This window comes from Bradyrhizobium cenepequi (assembly GCF_020329485.1).
GTDB classification, from domain to species: domain Bacteria; phylum Pseudomonadota; class Alphaproteobacteria; order Rhizobiales; family Xanthobacteraceae; genus Bradyrhizobium; species Bradyrhizobium cenepequi.
The window spans coordinates 116,794-133,422 of sequence record NZ_JAGKJI010000024.1 but is presented as its reverse complement, the minus strand read 5'-3'; the positions used below and the strand labels follow the sequence as shown (position 1 = coordinate 133,422).

Below are 16,629 nucleotides of genomic sequence, written 5' to 3'. Positions count from 1 at the left end.
CGCCGACAGCGGAGCTGCCCTCTCCCACAAGGGGCGAGGGCGCAACGACGCGCACAGACGCTTTCTCCCGCGAGCGGCGCCTTTCGGCGATCGCCACCGCCCCATGAGCGAAGCACGAAATTTTTTGCTCACTTCGCTGCGGTGGTTTAAGACGTTGGCATGTCCGAGACATCAACGTCTAATACGCCGCTACCGTTCGACGAATTGGCGGAAGCCATCAAACGCCGCCGCTCGACCTACGGACGGATCAGCGGCTTGCAGCTCGATCGCGCTGTGCCCGGCGAAGCCTGGTCACGGCTGCCGTATCGGCCGGTCTTCGTCGGCGATACGCAGACGGGCGTCCTACACGGCGGCGTGGTCACCGCCATGCTCGACGAGACCTGCGGCATGGCTGTTCAGCTCGCGCTGGACGGCACGCGCGCCATCGCCACGCTCGACCTGCGCATCGATTACCAGAAGCCCGCGACACCTGGGCTCAACATCAACGCGCATTCGATCTGTTATCGCGTGACCCGCTCCATCGCCTTCGTGCGCGCGACCGCCTACCAGGATTCCGAGGACGATCCGGTCGCCACTGCAACCGCCTGCTTCATGGTCGGCGCGAACCGCACCAACATGCTGTTCGACAAGCCGCGCAACGATGCCGCGTTGCCGGTGCTCGACGCGCCGGACGATCCCGCCGGCCCGTTCGCGACCAGCCCGTTTGCGCGGTGTCTCGGCATCCGCATCGGCGAAGAGGGTACGCTGGTGATGCCTTTCTCGCCGAAGATCATCGGCAACCCGCTCCTGCCCGCCATCCATGGCGGCATGACCGGCGCCTTTCTCGAGACCGCCGCGATCGTGGGCGTGACGCGCGAGCTCGGCGTTTCGGCGCCACCGAAACCGATCGGCCTGACCATCAACTATCTCCGCTCCGGCCGCGCCCTCGACAGCTACGCCAACGTCTCCATCGTCAAGCAGGGACGGCGCGTCGTCGCCTTCGAGGCGCAGGCCTGGCAGGATGACCGGGCGAAGCCGATCGCCTCGGCGTTTGGGCATTTCATGCTGAGGCGATCATCTGACATCGATGAGGAATGACGAATAGGCTGGCGGGGCCCTCGCCGAATTGACGAGCTATGGAGTCCCGTTTCCGACGAGTACGAAGGGCGCCCATGCGCTGGGATGCGCGTTGTCGCCGCCCTTGGCAACCAACGCCGAGATCGAGCGGCGAAGCGCCTCGGCGCGGCCGGTGTTGGGCTGCGATGTCATGGCACTGATTGCGCCCGTTGTGATGGCGACGGCGGCATCCGAATTGACCGGCCAATGCGAGACCAGCAATGCGCGCGTGCCCGCATAGAAAAAGGCTCTTGCAAGACCGGAAAAGGCTTCCGAGTTCGGTGCTTCGCCGCCGGCCGTGTTGCAGGCTGAAAGCACGACCCAGTCGGCGTCGAGCTTGAGCGCGGAAATCTCCGAGGACGTGAGATAACCGTCGTCGGCCCGCGTGGCGGCAGGAGGCGGCGTCAGGATCAGCCCTGGCTCGATCGAGCCGCGGACCTGACCGGCCAGCGCTGCATGCGTTGCAAAGTGAAGAATGCGAAATTGCTCCAGGCGCCCGCTTTCGCTGAGCGACTTCACCTTTGCTTCTGTCGCCTCGTTGCCCAGGTAAACCTCGCCCTTGGGCGCAAAACTGTCCGCCACGGCGCACAATTCGAGCGCGGTTTCGGGCAGCGGCATGAGATGCTTGAGTTGCTCGATATCCGCGGTGCCGCCGGAAAGGATGACGGCAGCACGCTGCCCTCTTTGGGCTACGAGGTTCGTTCGCGGTGCCGCGCTTTCCGCGCAATTCTGAAAAAGCCGGGCCTGCTTGACGCGGGCGACAACCCCATCGCTTTGGCCGTCTCCGTTCAGCAGCGGGTTGCCAAAACCTATGAAAGGCTTGGACGCCTTGCTCCGTTGCGCGACCTGGCGCAGCGCCTTCAGGCTGGAGACGGATGGCAGGACGGTGGTCGCAAACCGCTTGACCAGCCAGGGCTGCTTGGCGAGATCTTGCCGGGCGCCGTCAGATGCAGGCTTGTCAGTCAGCAGGAGCTGGAAGGGCAGCGTGGCGAGCGGGCCGGATGGAACGAGAATGAGCTCCTTGCCTGCAACGTCCTTCTCAACCGGCTGAAGCAGCGCCTGATAGAGTCCAAATGCCCGGTCCAGATCGAACGGCAATTGATCGGCCGGCGGGCGATCGATTCCGAGCTTTTCGGCGCACGCACGACTCTTGTCCATCCACGCTTCGTAGTCAACGCCGCAGCGCAGGATGCTGACCGTCTCCGCCACCTGCTTTGCGCCCATCGGCGCGGCGTGCCAACGGACATCCGACGCCGTGACGGTCCACACGAAGGTAAAGCGCGACGTCGTCGTGAACAGCAGCAGCGCCTCCTTCGGACCCAGCACTTTTTGAACGTCTTCGAGAGAAATCGGCGTCCTGGCAACGAGCGCTGCGTATCCCGAAAATTGGGCCGCTATCACGCGATCGAGCGCTTCGATCTGGCTTGCGATGCGCATCGCCTGGGCACGGATCGCCTGCTCTGTCTCCTGGTTGCGCGCGGCATTCGGCTGTGAAATGGCCGAGATCAGCAAGCGATCGGTGGCAAGCGCCTGCTCGCTCAAATCCTGGCGCTGGCGAACCCGCGCCGACAGATCGCCGCTGCCCGTCGCGACACGCGCCGACATTCCAGCGACAGCCTTTGCCGCCTGTTCGTCACCGATCCACTGCGCGGCCTCGAAGGCCCGAGATCGCAACGCCGTCGCCTTGTCGCCGTCGGACGTCTCGACGAGCTGATAGGCGGCAACGATCATGCCGGGGAATGGGTTCGTATTGTCATGGAATTTCAGATCGGCGGTCGTCCGCGCCGCATCGGCTTCGCCGGCGCTGCGGTTGATCAATATCGTCGAAGCGCGCGCAAATGCGTCATAGGCCTGCTGCCAGTCGCTGGCGTCGAGATAATGTGCCCCGAGATTGTTGAAGCTGTTGGCAACATCCGGATGCACTTCGCCAAGTGCGCTCGAGCGGATCTCCAGCGCCCGTTTCAAGAGCGGTTCGGCATCCTGGGACCTTCCTGTGCTGTCCATGATGACAGCCAGATTGTTGAGGCTGCTCGCGACCAGCGGGTGGACCTTGCCGAGCGCGCCCTCGCGGATCGCAAGCGACCGTCGCGCCAAGGGTTCGGCTTCGGCATAACGCCCGTCGTCGCAGATCAACGTGACGAGATTGTCGAGCGAGATCGCGAGATCGACGTGGTTCGGACCGAGGGCCTTTTCGCGGATCGCCAAGGAGCGGCGAAATAGCGGCTCAGCGTCTTTCTTTCGACCGGCATAGGCCTTGGCATCGGCGAGGTTGTTCAACGTCGTCGCTACATTCGGATGGTCCGGTCCGAAGGCCTTTTCCTGGATGGCAAAGGCGCGAACCAGCAGGCTTTCGGCTTCCTGCGCCCTGCCCTGTCGCGAAAGAACAAGCGCGAGATTGTTGAGGCTGGCGGCGACATCGGCATGATCGCTGCCGAGCGACTTTTCCCTGATCGCCAGTGTGCGCCGCGCCAGTTGCTCGGCCTCGTAAAGCCGCCCCTGCAGGCGCCTGAGTTCTCCGAGATTGTTGAGCGTGGAGCTGAGATGGACGCTGTCACGGCCGTGGCGCTGTTCCTGGAGACCGAGCGCTTCAAGGAAACGTTCCTCGGCAAGCTGAAGCCGGCCTTGCGCCTTGTAGACCTCCGCGATGTTGTTCAGGACCACCGGGACCATGATGTCGGCCTGTCCCGATGCGCGCTTGAAGACTTCAAGCGCCTGGCTGTAAATCTCAAGCGCTTCCGCTTCTCTCAATTGACGGTGACGCACATTGCCGAGCTGCATGCGCGCCATCGCGGTATTGAGATTGTCGCGGCCCAACGTGCTTTCGTTGATGGCGATCGCGCGCTGCGCATTCCGCTCGGCGTCGTTCAACCGGTTCTGGCTGAACGCGATCTGGCCGAGAGTGACGAGGACTGCCGCAACATCCGCATGGTTTGCGCCGAGCGCCTTCTCGCGGATGGCAAGCGCTCTTTTCAAGGCGGCCTCGGCTTCGGCCATTTCGCCTTGGGCCTGCAGAGCCTGCGCCAGCACGACCAGGGTGGTCGCTGTCAAAAGCGACTGTCGGCCCGTGGCCTTCTCGGCCTTACTTGTCAGCTTTCTCGCCAGCGGTACGGCTTCGCCGTATCGACCTTCCCTGGCGAGCGCCGTGATGCGTTGCATCAGCGCCAGCATTTCCTGCTGGCCAGCCCCGCAAGGTAACGTAACCATGCCTGCGAGGAATACGGCCACGATAAACCCGGCAATCAATCTTCGGCCTGCTCGCATGCCCCGCTCCAATCGCTTTTGCAAAGCATCTGACATCGCCACTCTCTGGGGCCAGAGCAAGGCGAAGGCCGAACTCGGCTCCTGACAGCGGTGTTGTTGTAAGGCGCAAAAACAGCTGGCGCATATTCCGCTCAATCGAACAAGGCGAGATGACACCGCCGCAAACCCCCGAAACGCGATGCGCGCGCACGTCAATTTATCGAGACATTTCAATGTGATTTGCCCGGTCCAGTCTTGCCGCGAAAAATAAACCGCTTAACCCGTCGGGCAAATCAGTGATTTAACTCCGCGCGTCTCACCCAGATGAGGGGCGGATCGCGATCGTCACGAACGTTGCGGTGAGATGCGGTGGACGTGATGGGTGTGACTGACGAGCACGCGCATGGCGGACGGCGAAGTCGTGTGGTTCTGGCGCCCCGACGCTGGCGCTAAGTGCGCGAGCAGCAAGAGCTGCCGCGGATGACGGTGGCAAGAAAGCCCGGTCACCGGGAAGAGCACGAAGTAAGCCGTAAACCACTGCGCAGGGAAAGCCGGTGTTGCTCCGGTTGACCTGTGGTCCTACCCCCGTGCTTTTTGTTGCACGGGGCCCACGGGTGCAGCCGGCACCCGGCTTTCCCTGCGCCCTCTACCCGATGAGAGGGCGGAACGAGACGCAAAGCTCGGGCGAAACGCGCCGCGAGAATGCGGACTCACATCCGCTGTTTGAATCAGACGTAGGATGGGTAGAGCGAAGCGAAACCCATCATTCGCGCCGCTTGTGACCGAAGCCGATGGGTTTCGCTTCGCTCTACCCATCCTACCAGTCCGCTGTTTGAAAATTGAATCAGAACCAAGCCGTCGTCGCGGGCTTGCGCGCCACGGTGAAGCCGTGGCGGAGCCTGGAGGACAGCAGTGCGAGGGTCGACGGGATCTACTCCGCCATTTCCACCTGCCGCGTGGTCGGGCCTGCGAGCGGCCGTTCTTCCATGATGGTGATACAGAGGGCAGCAGTGGCGAGCAGCACGGCGGCGGCGCCGAACACGAAGCGGAAGGCCGTGATCATATCCGCGGCCGGAATCGAGCTCACCGCTCCATGATGTTCGCCGGCCAGCGAAATATCCGCGCCGAGCGCCATCAGAAGGATCGCGGCGAACGCCGCCACCGTGAACGACGTCGTCAGTGCGCGGAAGAAATTCATCGCGCCGGTCACGGTGCCGACCTGCGAGCGTGCCACCGCATTCTGCAGCGAGACCACGCTGACCGGAAACGTCGTGCCGAGGCCGAGCGCGAACACCGACATCAGCATGAGCAGCCCCCACAGCGGCAATGTGGTCAGCGCCATCGCCAGTCCACAGAGGGCGGCGGCCGACGTGCCGACTATCGCCACCCGCTTATAGTGCTTGGCACGGGCCATGGTGCGGCCGGCAATGGCCGCGCCGCAGGTCGAAACCGCGGCAAGCGGGATCAGCGCCAGGCCGGCCTCGCTGGCGGTCAGGTGATAGACCACCTCATAATAGAGCGGCAGGTGCACCGTCAGCCCGACGATCGCACCGAGTGCGCAACTGCCCGCGGTGATCGCGAAGGGAACGACCGTTCCGCTCAGGAGCGACAGCGGCAGGAACGGCTCGTCCGCCCTGCCCGCGTGCCACACGAAGGTGGCGGCGAGCGCAAACGCGGCCCCGATCATCGCCATGATCACCGGCGACAGCCAGGCAAAATGGTTGCCGCCCCAGGTCAGCACCAGCATGAACACGACGGCGGACGCCATCAGCAGGATGCCGCCAAGCCAGTCGACCTTGCGCCGGCGGTGGAACACCGGGATCTTGCCCATCTTCGGCAACAACAGCGCCAGCGCGGCAAACGACAGCGGCAGGTTGATCCAGAAGATCATCGACCAGTGCAGATGCTCGGCGAACACGCCGCCGATCACCGGCCCTGCGATGCCGCCGGCCATCCAGACGCTGCTGAAATAGGCCTGGTACTGGCCGCGCTCGCGCGGGCTGACCACGTCGGAGATCACGGTCTGCACGACAGGCATGATGCCGCCGCCGCCCAGCCCCTGCAGCCCGCGCGCCAGGATCAATATCGTCATGTTGGGTGCGATCGCGCACAGGATCGAACCGACCACGAACAGGCTGAGCGAGGTGATGATCATGGCGCGGCGGCCATAGATATCGCTCAAGGTGCCGAATACCGGCGCGACCGCAGTCGACGCCAGCAGATAGGCCGTGATCACCCAGGACAGGTTGGAGACATCACCGAACTGGCGGCCAATGGTCGGCAGCGCCGTCGCCACGATGGTCTGGTCGAGCGCCGCCAGGAACATCGTCAGCATCAGGCTGATCACGATGGTACGGACTTCGTCCGGGGCAAGCGGAACCGGCGGCGCCAGCGGTGGCGCGTCGGTGAGATCGATCACCTCGGTCGGCAGGCGGGACAGCTCTTCGGCTACGTCTGCAGGCAATGTCTGCTGGTCGGCAGGTTCGTGGCTCTGCCGTTCGAACTTGTTCATCTCGCGCGTAATTCTTGCTGCGGCGCCAACGCCACAATGGAATCGTTCTATGAATCGCAATGTAGGCAGCAAATTGCTGTTGAGGCAGGCGGCGCAGCGCATGGGCGCATTCCGAGGCCGCCTCATCGCAATGACGTGATTGCGCGCCTGGACGAGTCGCTACGATTTCGGCCGGTTTTTCACTCGCGCCCGTTTCGGCAGCAGCGCCGGCCACCGCACGATGTGGTCCTCGAGCTCTTCATCCGGGATCTCATCCTCGGTTCCCTCCACCCGGCCACGCACGGAGACGCCGGCTTCGTGCACGGTGTTCGGGTCGCCGGAAATCAGCGGATGCCACCAATAGAGATCGCGCCCCTCCGCGACCAGTCTGTAGCCGCAGCTCGGCGGCAACCAATTGAGGGTACGGACGTTCTCGGGCGACAGCCGGACGCAGTCCGAAACCTTGTCGGACCGGTTCTGATAGTCCTTGCAGGCGCAGAGCCCGGCATCCAGCAATTTGCAGGAGACGTGGGTGAAGTAGATTTTCCCGGTGTCCTCGTCCTCGAGCTTCTCCAGGCAGCAGCGCCCGCAGCCATCGCACAGGCTTTCCCATTCGACATTGGACATTTCCTCCAACGTCTTGGTTTTCCAGAAGAATCCCTCCTGGCTCGAGGCGCGCTTGGGCGGTGCGGTCATGGAAATCGAGAATTTGGTTTAAGTCGGCTTGCAGTCCATCTAGGGGCTGCGGCGGCCACCATGCAAGCCGGCCATCTACGGATCGCCAATGAATTCACAAACGGGTTCAACCTGACATTAAAATCGCAAGCAACACCATTGGTTTATAGTTTCCGCTCAGATAGAAACGATAGCCGAGTCCCCCAAGTGGCGCGAACAGCGCCTTGGGTTTGCCGCAACCTGGAACCAAGACGCTCGACCGACGTCCAAGTCGACGAGCATGTGAGCGCTTTCTAACCGAGCAAGGGCCCCGGTGCGCCAGATCCTATCACCGCAGTGGAAGACCAAGCTCCGGAATTTCTTTCTGGATCTGGATGCGCGGATCGATTCCACGCTGTTCTCCTCCGGCCGTGGCTTGCGCGAACTTTATGAGCGCTATTCTACCTTCATGGACCGCTTCTATGTCGGCCGCTGGAAGCGCTGGGTGTTCATCGAGCCGCTGTCGGAGGCCGCCACCATGGGGCTCGGCGGCATGATCGTGCTGCTGGCGCTCGCGGTCCCGGCATTCCGCGAAACCGCCGATGACGACTGGCTGAAGAAGTCCGATCTCGCGGTGACCTTCCTCGACCGTTACGGCAATCCGATCGGCAGCCGCGGCATCAAGCATAACGACTCGATCCCGCTGGAGGACTTTCCCGACGTCCTGATCAAGGCCACCCTCGCCACCGAGGACCGCCGCTTCTACGATCATTTCGGCATCGACATCGCCGGCACCGCACGCGCGCTCATCACCAATGCGCAGGCCGGCGGCGTGCGCCAGGGCGGCTCTTCGATCACGCAGCAGCTCGCCAAGAACCTGTTCCTGAACAACGAGCGCACGATCGAGCGCAAGATCAAGGAAGCGTTCCTGGCGATCTGGCTCGAGCACCGCCTTACCAAGAACGAGATCCTGAAGCTTTATCTCGATCGCGCCTATATGGGCGGCGGCACTTTCGGCGTCGACGGCGCGGCGCATTTCTACTTCAACAAGTCGGCGCGCGACGTGAACCTTGCGGAAGCCGCGATGCTCGCCGGCTTGTTCAAGGCACCGACCAAATACGCGCCGCATATCAACCTGCCGGCGGCGCGCGCCCGCGCCAACGTCGTGCTCGACAACCTCGTCGATGCCGGCTTCATGACCGAGGGCCAGGTGTTCGGCGCCCGCCGCAATCCTGCGGTTGCTGTCGACCGGCGCGACGAGAATTCGCCGAACTACTATCTCGACTGGGCGTTCGAAGAGATGCGCAGGCTGGTCGACACCTTCCCGAAATCCTATACCGAGCGCGTCTTCGTGGTCCGCACCGCCATCGACATGAACGTGCAGCGCTCCGCAGAGGAAGCGATCGAGAACCAGCTCCGCCAGTTCGGCCGCGATTACCACGCAACGCAAGCCGCGACCGTGGTCTCCGATCTCGACGGCGGTGTGCGCGCGATGGTCGGCGGCCGCGACTACGGCGCCAGCCAATTCAACCGCGCCACCGACGCGTACCGGCAGCCCGGCTCGTCGTTCAAGCCCTACGTCTATACGACCGCGCTCCTGAACGGGTTCACACCGAATTCGAAGATCGTCGACGGGCCCGTGTGCATCGGCAACTGGTGCCCGCAGAACTATGGGCACTCCTATTCCGGTTCGGTGACACTGACGCAGGCGATCACGCGCTCGATCAACGTGGTGCCGGTGAAACTCTCGATCGCGCTCGGCGGCAAGGAAGGCCCGAAGGCCGGCCGCGCCAAGATCGTCGAAGTGGCGCGCCGTTTCGGCCTCAAGGCGCCGCTGCCGGACACGCCCTCGCTGCCGATCGGCTCCGACGAAGTCACCGTGCTCGAGCATGCGGTCGCCTACGCGACGTTCCCGAACAGGGGCCGCTCCGTCACGCCGCATACGGTGCTGGAAGTCCGCACCGGCGCCGGCGACCTGGTGTGGCGCTGGGACCGCGACGGGCCGCAGCCCAAGCAGGCGATCCCGGCCTCCGTTGCCGCCGATATGGCGGGGATGATGAGCCACGTGGTGAGCGAAGGCACCGCGCGCCGCGCCGCGCTCGACGGTATTCCGACCGCCGGCAAGACCGGCACCACGAACGCCTATCGTGACGCCTGGTTCGTCGGTTACACCGGCAACTTCACCTGCGCGGTCTGGTACGGCAACGACGACTACTCGCCGACCAACCGCATGACCGGAGGCTCGCTGCCGGCGCAGACCTGGCACGACATCATGGTCGCCGCGCATCAGGGCGTCGAGGTCCGGGAAATTCCCGGCGTCGGCATGGGCCAGAAGCTGCCGAAGGAGCCGGCGGCGCAGGCGAACGCCGCGCCCAAGGTGCTCGAGACCAAGCCCGGACCACCGCCCGTGCTGACCAAGCGCGGCGCCGATATCCTGGTGCGGGTCGAGAAGATGCTTGACGAGGCAGCCAAGACCTTGGGCAAGACGTCGTCCAACGCGCCGGCGAAACCGGATAAGTCGTCGTCGAGCGCGCTGGCTTTCCCCGAGAATTACGTCGCGGCGGCCGGCGATCAGGTGGCGGCGCCGACGCCGCGCAAGAACTGATGCCAGCTTCGGAGCTGTTAGGGCCGTGCGGCTGATCCTCATTACCTTGGTCGCGCTGATACTTGCCGCCGGGATCGGCCTCGGCTCGACTTACGTCGCCGCGACGCGCGGCACCAATATCGGCACGCTCAAGATCGGCGCCTGGACCGCGCGGCCGAGGAATGGCACATCCGACATCGACCCCTATAACCGCGCGACGATCGCCCGCTCCGGCGAATTGCCGGTCGGCACCGGCGACGGCATAGGCTTCACTGCTACCACCGATGACAACAAGAAGCCGCTCGACGGACGCTGCGACGTCATCGTCAGCGGTGTTACCCCGCCGGCGCGGTTCTGGACACTGACGCTGTTCGACCGCAAGGGCCATCTGGTGGCCAATTCGCTGCAACGCTACGGCTTCACCAGTCAGGAAATCATCCGCGCCTCCGACGGTACGTTCGAGATCCGAATCGCCTCGCGCTCGCGTGCCGGCAACTGGCTGCCGACGGGCGGCATCGAGCGCTACGCGCTGGTGTTACGGTTGTACGACACGCCGGTCGGGGTGGCGACGCGGACCCAGCGCGACGCGCCGATGCCGGCGATCTCGACGGTGGGTTGCCCATGATCCGCCTCGCCTTCACGATCATCGCAGGCGTGCTGCTGGGCGGCGTGGTGCATCTCGTCAGCGTGCTGGCCTTGCCGCGGATTGCCTCCCAGGACGCTTATTCGCGGCTGGCGCCGATCACGCAGCTCAATGCGGTCACACCGCTGCCATCAGCGGATCCCGGCAATTCGCTGATGCCGTTCATGGACCCAGCATTCGCGATGGCGGTCTGCCGCTACGATCTCTCGACCGGGCCGATCAAGCTGACGGTGCCGGTGAGCCAGTCCTATACCTCGGTGTCGTTCTACACCCGCAACGAGCTCGCCTATTACGCCATCAACGACCGCTCCGCGGGCAAGAAGGTGATCGAGCTCGATCTGATGACCGAGGCTCAGCACAACGAGCTGCCCGAGGACGAAGACATCACCGCCGCCGACCGGCTGATCATCGATTCTCCGACCGCGACCGGCCTGATCCTGTTGAAGGCGCTGGCGGCGGAGCCCGGCCTGATGCCGCAGGCACAGGCCTCGCTCGCGGCCGCAAGCTGCAAGGTGCAGACCGAACCCCTGGCGCCGAAACAGGCCGAAATCCCGCTTCCCGCCCCTGCGCCCGCGGCTCGCCCTTCCGGCAGGCGCTAGCCCTTCACGACGGTGGCGTGCCCGATGACCGGCGGCTGAGCGGCGACGGGCGGATTGGCAGTCAGCGCGGCGAGCTCGCCGATCAGACGGTCGGCATCGGCCGCGACATTGTCGGGCGCCTGGATCACCAATCGCTCCAGCGCCCAGCGATAGGACGAGATCCGCCGCTCCAGGCATTGCTGGACCCACTGCACGATCAACGTGTTCTCTTCCATCCGGGCAATCGCGTCCGCCCGCTCGTGCGGCGACAGATCCGACACCATGCCGAGGCTGGCGTTGCGCTTGCGGTCAAGCTCGATGACGCGCCAGGCCGTCGCAAAGAACGGCTCGAACCGCGCGATGTCGTCGCGCACGTCGTCGATCAGTTGCATATAGCGCGAGGTGTGTGCGCGGTGCGGCTCGTCGATCAGCGCGCGTCCGTAAGCGGTGCGGTCGAATACCACCTTCTGGCGCCATGGCGAGGGCAGCGGCTGATAGTCGCCGAACACGCTCTTCCAGGCCGGCCGCGAATGCGGCGGCTCGATCAGGGGATAGGCGAGGTCGCGGAGCTGGCGCTCGTTCTCGGTAAGCTGGAATTGCGAGGGCCTCATGCCGATGCTGCCGGTCGCTTCAGCGCCGAGCCAGCGGTGCATGTCGTCGTTGCGGAAGTCGGCACGCGTGCGGCCGAAATCGCCACCGCTGCAGCCGCCGAGCGCCGCGCCGATCAGCAGCAGTGTAAACACCGGGCGTGAGCGCCGGCTTCCGGTGCTCCGGCTCGGAAGACGCGCCTCGCGCATTTCAAACGTCCAATGGTCAGGTGCGCCGACGGCGACGGCGACGAGGCGCTGTACCTTCTGCCGGCCCGCGCCCGCCATCGGTCTCGTCGGTCACGCGCTCAATCCGGATAACGGGAAGGATCAGAACAGTCCCCATGCCATCGCTTGCAGCGCCACCCACGACTGCGCCCGGCCGCCGCGAAGCCGCATCCGCCGGAAACTCAATGATGGTGCCCATTTCTGTTCTCTCTGCCTGCCGCACGGCGATGATTTGCCAGGCGACGTCCGGATTAAGAACCGCACGTGGTTAATGAGCTCTTAATCGGGACGGCCGGTCGGTTACGGATGTGGCGAGTGTGCCTTATTCGTCAGATCGCTTCCGTCAGATAGTTCACATTTTAGCGGATACCTTCACGGCCCGTTTTCCTTAACCGCCCCTTAAAGCCGCACGACATAGGCTGGCGTCAGAACGTTTTGCGCATTTTGAAAGTCGCGTACGCCTTCCCATGAGCGCAGCTCCAGTCATTCCAGGCCTCGATGGGCTGATGACCTTGTCCCGCCGCGAGGGCGTCGACATCCGTCCGACGCTGCTGCGCGTGCTCACCGACCTCTATGTGCAAGCCAAGGCTCACTCCGCCGATGAAGAGCGGCAATTCGTCGAACTGGCCTCGCGCCTGATCGACCAGGTCGACGATGCGACCCGCGCGGCGGTGCGGGCGCGGCTCGCCGTCTATCAGGCGACGCCGGAGGAGTTGCTCGGCAAGCTCCGCCTGCGGCGCACCGACCCGGACCAGCCGGTGCCGGTTGCCGCTCAGATCCCGGCGGCGCCCTCCCCGCCACCATCGCTCAAACCCCCGACCGAGGCGCAGCTTCGGATGGCATCGAGTCTCGCGATGCGGCCCAACGATGCCGCGGAGATCACCGACATATTCTTTGCCGCGACGGGCAGCGAGCGGGTCCAGATTCTGCAGAACATCGTGCAGACCCCACTGAAGGCGTCAGCGCGGATTCCTGCAGCACGCGCCGCGCGCGCCATCGAGATCCTGGAAATGGCGGCCTTCGCCGAAGACATCGAGAATTTCGCGCGCGAAGTTGGCGAGGCCCTGATCCTGCCATCGCGCATCGCCGAGCAGGTGGTGAATGATCCCGGCGGCGAGCCGCTGGCCTGCGCAGCGAGAGCGCTGAACATGCCGAGCCCGGTGTTCCAGCGGGTGCTGATGTTCCTCAATCCGGCACTGGGTTCATCGGTGCACTACGTGTTCCGTCTGTCGCGAATGTACGATCGTCTGAGCGAACGCACCGCGCTCATCATGCTGGCGGCATGGCGAGGCTCGACCATGGCGGTCGCGCGTGCCAAATATCGCCCTTCGCTCTACGATGACGAGCGCCATCGTGCACGCACCACATCCGGTGAGAGGCGCCCCGCCGTTCAGCCGGGTAATGCGCCCGCGATCCGCTCGCAGAGCTCCGGACGCTAACCCTTCGCCAGGTCTAGAAAGTGCCGCCCAGCCTTGTCCTCGGTCTCGACGACCCAGGCATCGGGATCGAAGCGGATTTCCTTGGCAAGCCGTTGCTCCACCGAGTGCTCCGGTACCGGCTCTTTCGTCATGGGCACGAAGATGCGGTCGAATGGCCGGCTGTCTTCATAGGCCGTCTGCGGCGCGGGCGTGTAAAGCATGGCGTTGCCGTCAAGCAGCGCCACTTTCACGAACACCGCCCCCGCCTCCTCCGCGCCACGCCGGCGCACAGCGCCAAAAACGCCTTCTTTCTGGCAGCGCCGCAGGTATGCGGATACCCAGATGCTTGATTTCAATCGCATTGGACAACGATAGGTCAGCGCTTGGCGCGACGCTACCCTATTCGACCGGGTGTCCGATCATCGCCGAGAGTTCGCGCACGACCCGGTCCGACATCTGGCCGGTCACCGGCAGCTTGCGGTCGCGCTCGAATTTGGCGATCGCGGCCTGCGTGTCGGAACCAATGGTGCCAGTCGGCTTGAGTTGGCCGTAGCCATATTCGGTGAGCGCGCGCTGGACCGCCGCGATGCGCTTCGATGCCGCACTCTGGGTGGTCTCGCCGCGCGAGGGAATCGGCGCAGGCGGTCGCACGACGTTTGCTGGAGCCGGTGGAGCTGAAGTCGACTTCACGACGAGATTGGTCATCGGGTCGGAAGTCCTCGAATCAGAGGTTTTGGAATCGGATGGCCTCGGTTCCACCCTGGATTCGGAAGGCTTCGCGGGTTCGGCCGGCTTCGCTTCCACAGCCTGTGACTCAACGGGACGCGCAGCCTCGACCGGTCGCGGACGCGGCAGCGGGCTCGTGACGGCAGGCGCTGGCGGCGGCAACGTCACGACCGAGCCGAACATCGGCGATGGATGGCGGCCGGCCTGCAGGAACAACGCGTTGGTGATGATGGCAATGACGGTGCCGGCCGCGAGCACGCCGGCGACCGTGTCCTTTGGACTATGCAGCAGCACGCGCATCAGGAGGCCGCGCTCTTCCTCGGCTTCGATCGCGACCGCCTGCGCGCCGCGACGGCGGCGGCGCGGCATCTCATCATCATCGGCAACTTTTCTAGGCACTCTTCTTCACCTGCTGGGCTTGTTCCTGTAATCCGGATCGCAAGGCGGGCTTCAGCGTCGCGATCTTGCCGGAAGGCTCCTGCACCGCCGGCGGCACAAACGAGAGCGGCAGCGTCACGGCCACGGTAGTGCCTTCGCCAAGCTTGCTCTCTACACTCATCTCGCCCTGGTGCAAGCTGACCAGGCCCTTCACGATCGACAGTCCAAGTCCGGTGCCTTCATGGCGACGCTGATAGGTCTTGCCGGCCTGGAAGAAAGGATTGCCGATCCGCTTGAGGTCGTCGGCATCGATGCCGACACCGGTATCAGTGACGCGCAGCACCAGCCGCGATCCCTCGACCGCCGCCGACACCGTGACGCTGCCGCCGCGCTCGGTGAATTTGATGGCGTTGGATACCAGGTTGAGCGTGATCTGCTTGAAGGCGCGCGGATCGCCGTTCATCATCGGCAGATCCTCCGGCGCGCGCGTGATCAAGTCGACGCCGCTCTCCCGCGCTTTCAGCGCCAGCAGATTGCAGCAGTTGAGCAGCGCCGGGCGCGGCGCGAACGGTTCTGGCGCAATTTCGAAAGTGCCCGTTTCCATCTTGGACATATCGAGGATGCCGTTCACCACCGACAGCAGATGTTGGCCGGAATCACGGATGAGCTGCGCATACTCCTTGCGGCGCGCTGCATCGAGCATCAGCACATCTTCCTGAGCAATCATCTCGGAGAAGCCGATGATCGCATTCAGCGGCGTGCGCAATTCGTGGCTCATGGTGGCGAGGAACCGCGTCTTCGACGCGTCCGCCTGCTCGGCAGCGTTGCGCGCCTGCTCCAGCGCCTCCTGCTGCATCTTGCGATCGGTCACGTCGCGGATCACGGCGACGACCTCGCCTTCGCCTCCGGCCTGGTCGAGCGGCCGGCAGCGCATCTCGACCCAGATGAAATCCGCCGACTGCGGCAAACCGCGCGGCGCCTCCCGCCGCAGCCGGAATTCGACACTGCCCCCCTCGCCGCCCCGCGCTGCATCCGACAGCGCGGTGAGATAGGCCGGACGATCGGCGACATGGACGCGATCGAATAGGCCATGCCCCAGCAGCCGCGGCGCCGGCGCGCCGAGCATCGCTTCCGCCGCCGGCGAGATGAATTGCACCGCCCCGTTGCGGCTATGGCGCGACAACACATCGCTCATATTGTGCGCCAACAGACGATAGCGTTCTTCCTCGCGATAGAGCAGCGCCACGCTGGTGCGCGCGAGCGACTCGGCGCCGAAGGCAAGGCCGGCGGCATAGAGCGTCGCTGAAACGACGCCGAACCCGATCAACGCCTCCTGCAACGGCATGCTGAGATTTGACGGTGGCAGCAAATGGAAATGGCCGAGCACGATCAAGGCCGCCGCGCACGACATCGCAAGCGCAAAGGCGAATGCCACCACGCGGCGCGACGCCGATAGCGCAGCCTCGATCGGAACGACGATGAGCCAGACGGCGGCGAAGGATGTGATCCCGCCAGTGGCCGCCGCCACAATCATGACGAAGCCGGCAAGCGCCAGTGACGACAGCACATGCGCGCCTTCGTAACGGCCTGTGCGCGACAGGAACCAGGACAACAGGATCGGCGCGATCAGCCAGGCGAAAGCCGCGACCTCGATCGCGGTGGGCGCGCCGCGCAGCGCGAGAAAAACTGGAAACGCGGCGAACGCGGCCAGGCTGCCGAGCAGGCGCGGCGCCATGAAGGCGCGATGCCGCGCCCGCGTCAACGCGTCATATCTCGCCGACGGATGCAGCAGGGCATCGAGACAATCGCGGATAATATTCAAAACACTCACGGCTCTCGCGCTTTCCGATCCTGCGTCAAAGACGCGTCGGAACGCCCCCTTCATCTTGGACTCACCGTGTCAGAGTGAACTTAAGCGAACGCTAAGGCACAGCGCCTGGCCGCCAGTCTCTGTGCGTTCGCGCAGCTTTTGCACATCACAACCGGCGCATTTGGCGCGGATGGTGA

Annotated in this window: 13 protein-coding genes; 5 read left to right on the top strand and 8 right to left on the bottom strand. The window is 64.4% G+C overall.

Translation table 11 applies throughout. From position 1 onward, the window contains the following. Positions 1-159: 159 nt before the first annotated feature. Positions 160-1,077 (top strand): hotdog domain-containing protein, encoded by a 918-nt coding sequence (locus J6497_RS23945; RefSeq protein ID WP_225706736.1) that lies wholly within the window; start codon positions 160-162, stop codon positions 1,075-1,077. A 36-nt stretch (positions 1,078-1,113) separates the two neighbouring features. Here J6497_RS23945 and J6497_RS23940 read toward each other — a convergent pair whose 3' ends face one another. The 3 genes from J6497_RS23940 to J6497_RS23930 all read right to left on the bottom strand — a co-directional run bounded on the left by J6497_RS23940 (position 1,114) and on the right by J6497_RS23930 (position 7,522). Next, positions 1,114-4,356, bottom strand: coding sequence for a CHAT domain-containing tetratricopeptide repeat protein (locus J6497_RS23940; protein WP_225706735.1), 3,243 nt, complete (start codon positions 4,354-4,356; stop codon positions 1,114-1,116). A gap of 910 nt (positions 4,357-5,266) precedes the next feature. Next, a complete protein-coding gene (locus J6497_RS23935; RefSeq protein WP_225706734.1) occupies positions 5,267-6,847 on the bottom strand; it encodes an MDR family MFS transporter in 1,581 nt (526 codons plus the stop codon). Between the two features lie 159 nt (positions 6,848-7,006). Continuing rightward, on the bottom strand, positions 7,007-7,522 hold the full coding sequence (locus J6497_RS23930; RefSeq protein WP_225706733.1) for a YcgN family cysteine cluster protein: 516 nt from the start codon (positions 7,520-7,522) through the stop codon (positions 7,007-7,009). A gap of 292 nt (positions 7,523-7,814) precedes the next feature. On the opposite strand from J6497_RS23930, the gene J6497_RS23925 reads away from it, so the two are divergent. The 3 genes from J6497_RS23925 to J6497_RS23915 are packed head-to-tail and all read left to right on the top strand — an operon-like array spanning position 7,815 to position 11,306. Beyond that, positions 7,815-10,085 (top strand): transglycosylase domain-containing protein, encoded by a 2,271-nt coding sequence (locus tag J6497_RS23925; RefSeq protein WP_225706732.1) that lies wholly within the window; start codon positions 7,815-7,817, stop codon positions 10,083-10,085. A 25-nt stretch (positions 10,086-10,110) separates the two neighbouring features. Further along, positions 10,111-10,689, top strand: coding sequence for a DUF1214 domain-containing protein (locus tag J6497_RS23920; protein WP_225706731.1), 579 nt, complete (start codon positions 10,111-10,113; stop codon positions 10,687-10,689). Continuing rightward, on the top strand, positions 10,686-11,306 hold the full coding sequence (locus J6497_RS23915) for a DUF1254 domain-containing protein (RefSeq protein WP_225706730.1): 621 nt from the start codon (positions 10,686-10,688) through the stop codon (positions 11,304-11,306). The genes J6497_RS23920 and J6497_RS23915 overlap by 4 nt, the downstream gene beginning before the upstream one ends. Here J6497_RS23915 and J6497_RS23910 read toward each other — a convergent pair. Beyond that, positions 11,303-12,082 (bottom strand): hypothetical protein, encoded by a 780-nt coding sequence (locus J6497_RS23910; RefSeq protein WP_225706729.1) that lies wholly within the window; start codon positions 12,080-12,082, stop codon positions 11,303-11,305. The genes J6497_RS23915 and J6497_RS23910 overlap by 4 nt on opposite strands. A 16-nt stretch (positions 12,083-12,098) precedes the next feature. Continuing rightward, the gene (locus tag J6497_RS23905; protein WP_225706728.1) at positions 12,099-12,299 is read right to left on the bottom strand and encodes a hypothetical protein; all 201 of its coding nucleotides are present in this window, start codon (positions 12,297-12,299) and stop codon (positions 12,099-12,101) included. Positions 12,300-12,567: 268 nt separating this feature from the next. On the opposite strand from J6497_RS23905, the gene J6497_RS23900 reads away from it, so the two are divergent. Further along, positions 12,568-13,539: a DUF2336 domain-containing protein gene (locus J6497_RS23900; protein WP_225706727.1), complete on the top strand. Its 972-nt coding sequence runs from the start codon at positions 12,568-12,570 to the stop codon at positions 13,537-13,539. Here J6497_RS23900 and J6497_RS23895 read toward each other — a convergent pair. The 3 genes from J6497_RS23895 to J6497_RS23885 are packed head-to-tail and all read right to left on the bottom strand — an operon-like array spanning position 13,536 to position 16,453. Further along, complete coding sequence (locus tag J6497_RS23895) at positions 13,536-13,880, bottom strand: DUF1491 family protein (RefSeq protein ID WP_225706726.1); 345 nt, start codon at positions 13,878-13,880, stop codon at positions 13,536-13,538. The two genes, J6497_RS23900 and J6497_RS23895, sit on opposite strands and share 4 nt — an antisense overlap. Positions 13,881-13,917: 37 nt before the next feature. Further along, entirely contained in the window at positions 13,918-14,643 is a 726-nt protein-coding gene (locus tag J6497_RS23890) for a peptidoglycan-binding domain-containing protein (RefSeq protein WP_225706725.1), read from the bottom strand. Beyond that, a complete protein-coding gene (locus tag J6497_RS23885) occupies positions 14,636-16,453 on the bottom strand; it encodes a sensor histidine kinase (protein WP_225706724.1) in 1,818 nt (605 codons plus the stop codon). Before J6497_RS23885 ends, J6497_RS23890 begins: the two co-directional genes overlap by 8 nt. Positions 16,454-16,629: the final 176 nt, after the last annotated feature.

Bases quoted from the DNA above. Each gene is read 5' to 3' on its own strand.
- J6497_RS23915 (WP_225706730.1), top strand. From the start codon at position 10,686: ATGATCCGCCTCGCCTTCACGATCATCGCAGGCGTGCTGCTGGGCGGC.
- J6497_RS23910 (WP_225706729.1), bottom strand. From the start codon at position 12,082: ATGCGCGAGGCGCGTCTTCCGAGCCGGAGCACCGGAAGCCGGCGCTCA.
- J6497_RS23905 (WP_225706728.1), bottom strand. From the start codon at position 12,299: ATGGGCACCATCATTGAGTTTCCGGCGGATGCGGCTTCGCGGCGGCCG.
- J6497_RS23945 (WP_225706736.1), top strand. From the start codon at position 160: ATGTCCGAGACATCAACGTCTAATACGCCGCTACCGTTCGACGAATTG.
- J6497_RS23900 (WP_225706727.1), top strand. From the start codon at position 12,568: ATGAGCGCAGCTCCAGTCATTCCAGGCCTCGATGGGCTGATGACCTTG.
- J6497_RS23935 (WP_225706734.1), bottom strand. From the start codon at position 6,847: ATGAACAAGTTCGAACGGCAGAGCCACGAACCTGCCGACCAGCAGACA.
- J6497_RS23895 (WP_225706726.1), bottom strand. From the start codon at position 13,880: ATGCGATTGAAATCAAGCATCTGGGTATCCGCATACCTGCGGCGCTGC.
- J6497_RS23930 (WP_225706733.1), bottom strand. From the start codon at position 7,522: ATGACCGCACCGCCCAAGCGCGCCTCGAGCCAGGAGGGATTCTTCTGG.
- J6497_RS23940 (WP_225706735.1), bottom strand. From the start codon at position 4,356: ATGCGAGCAGGCCGAAGATTGATTGCCGGGTTTATCGTGGCCGTATTC.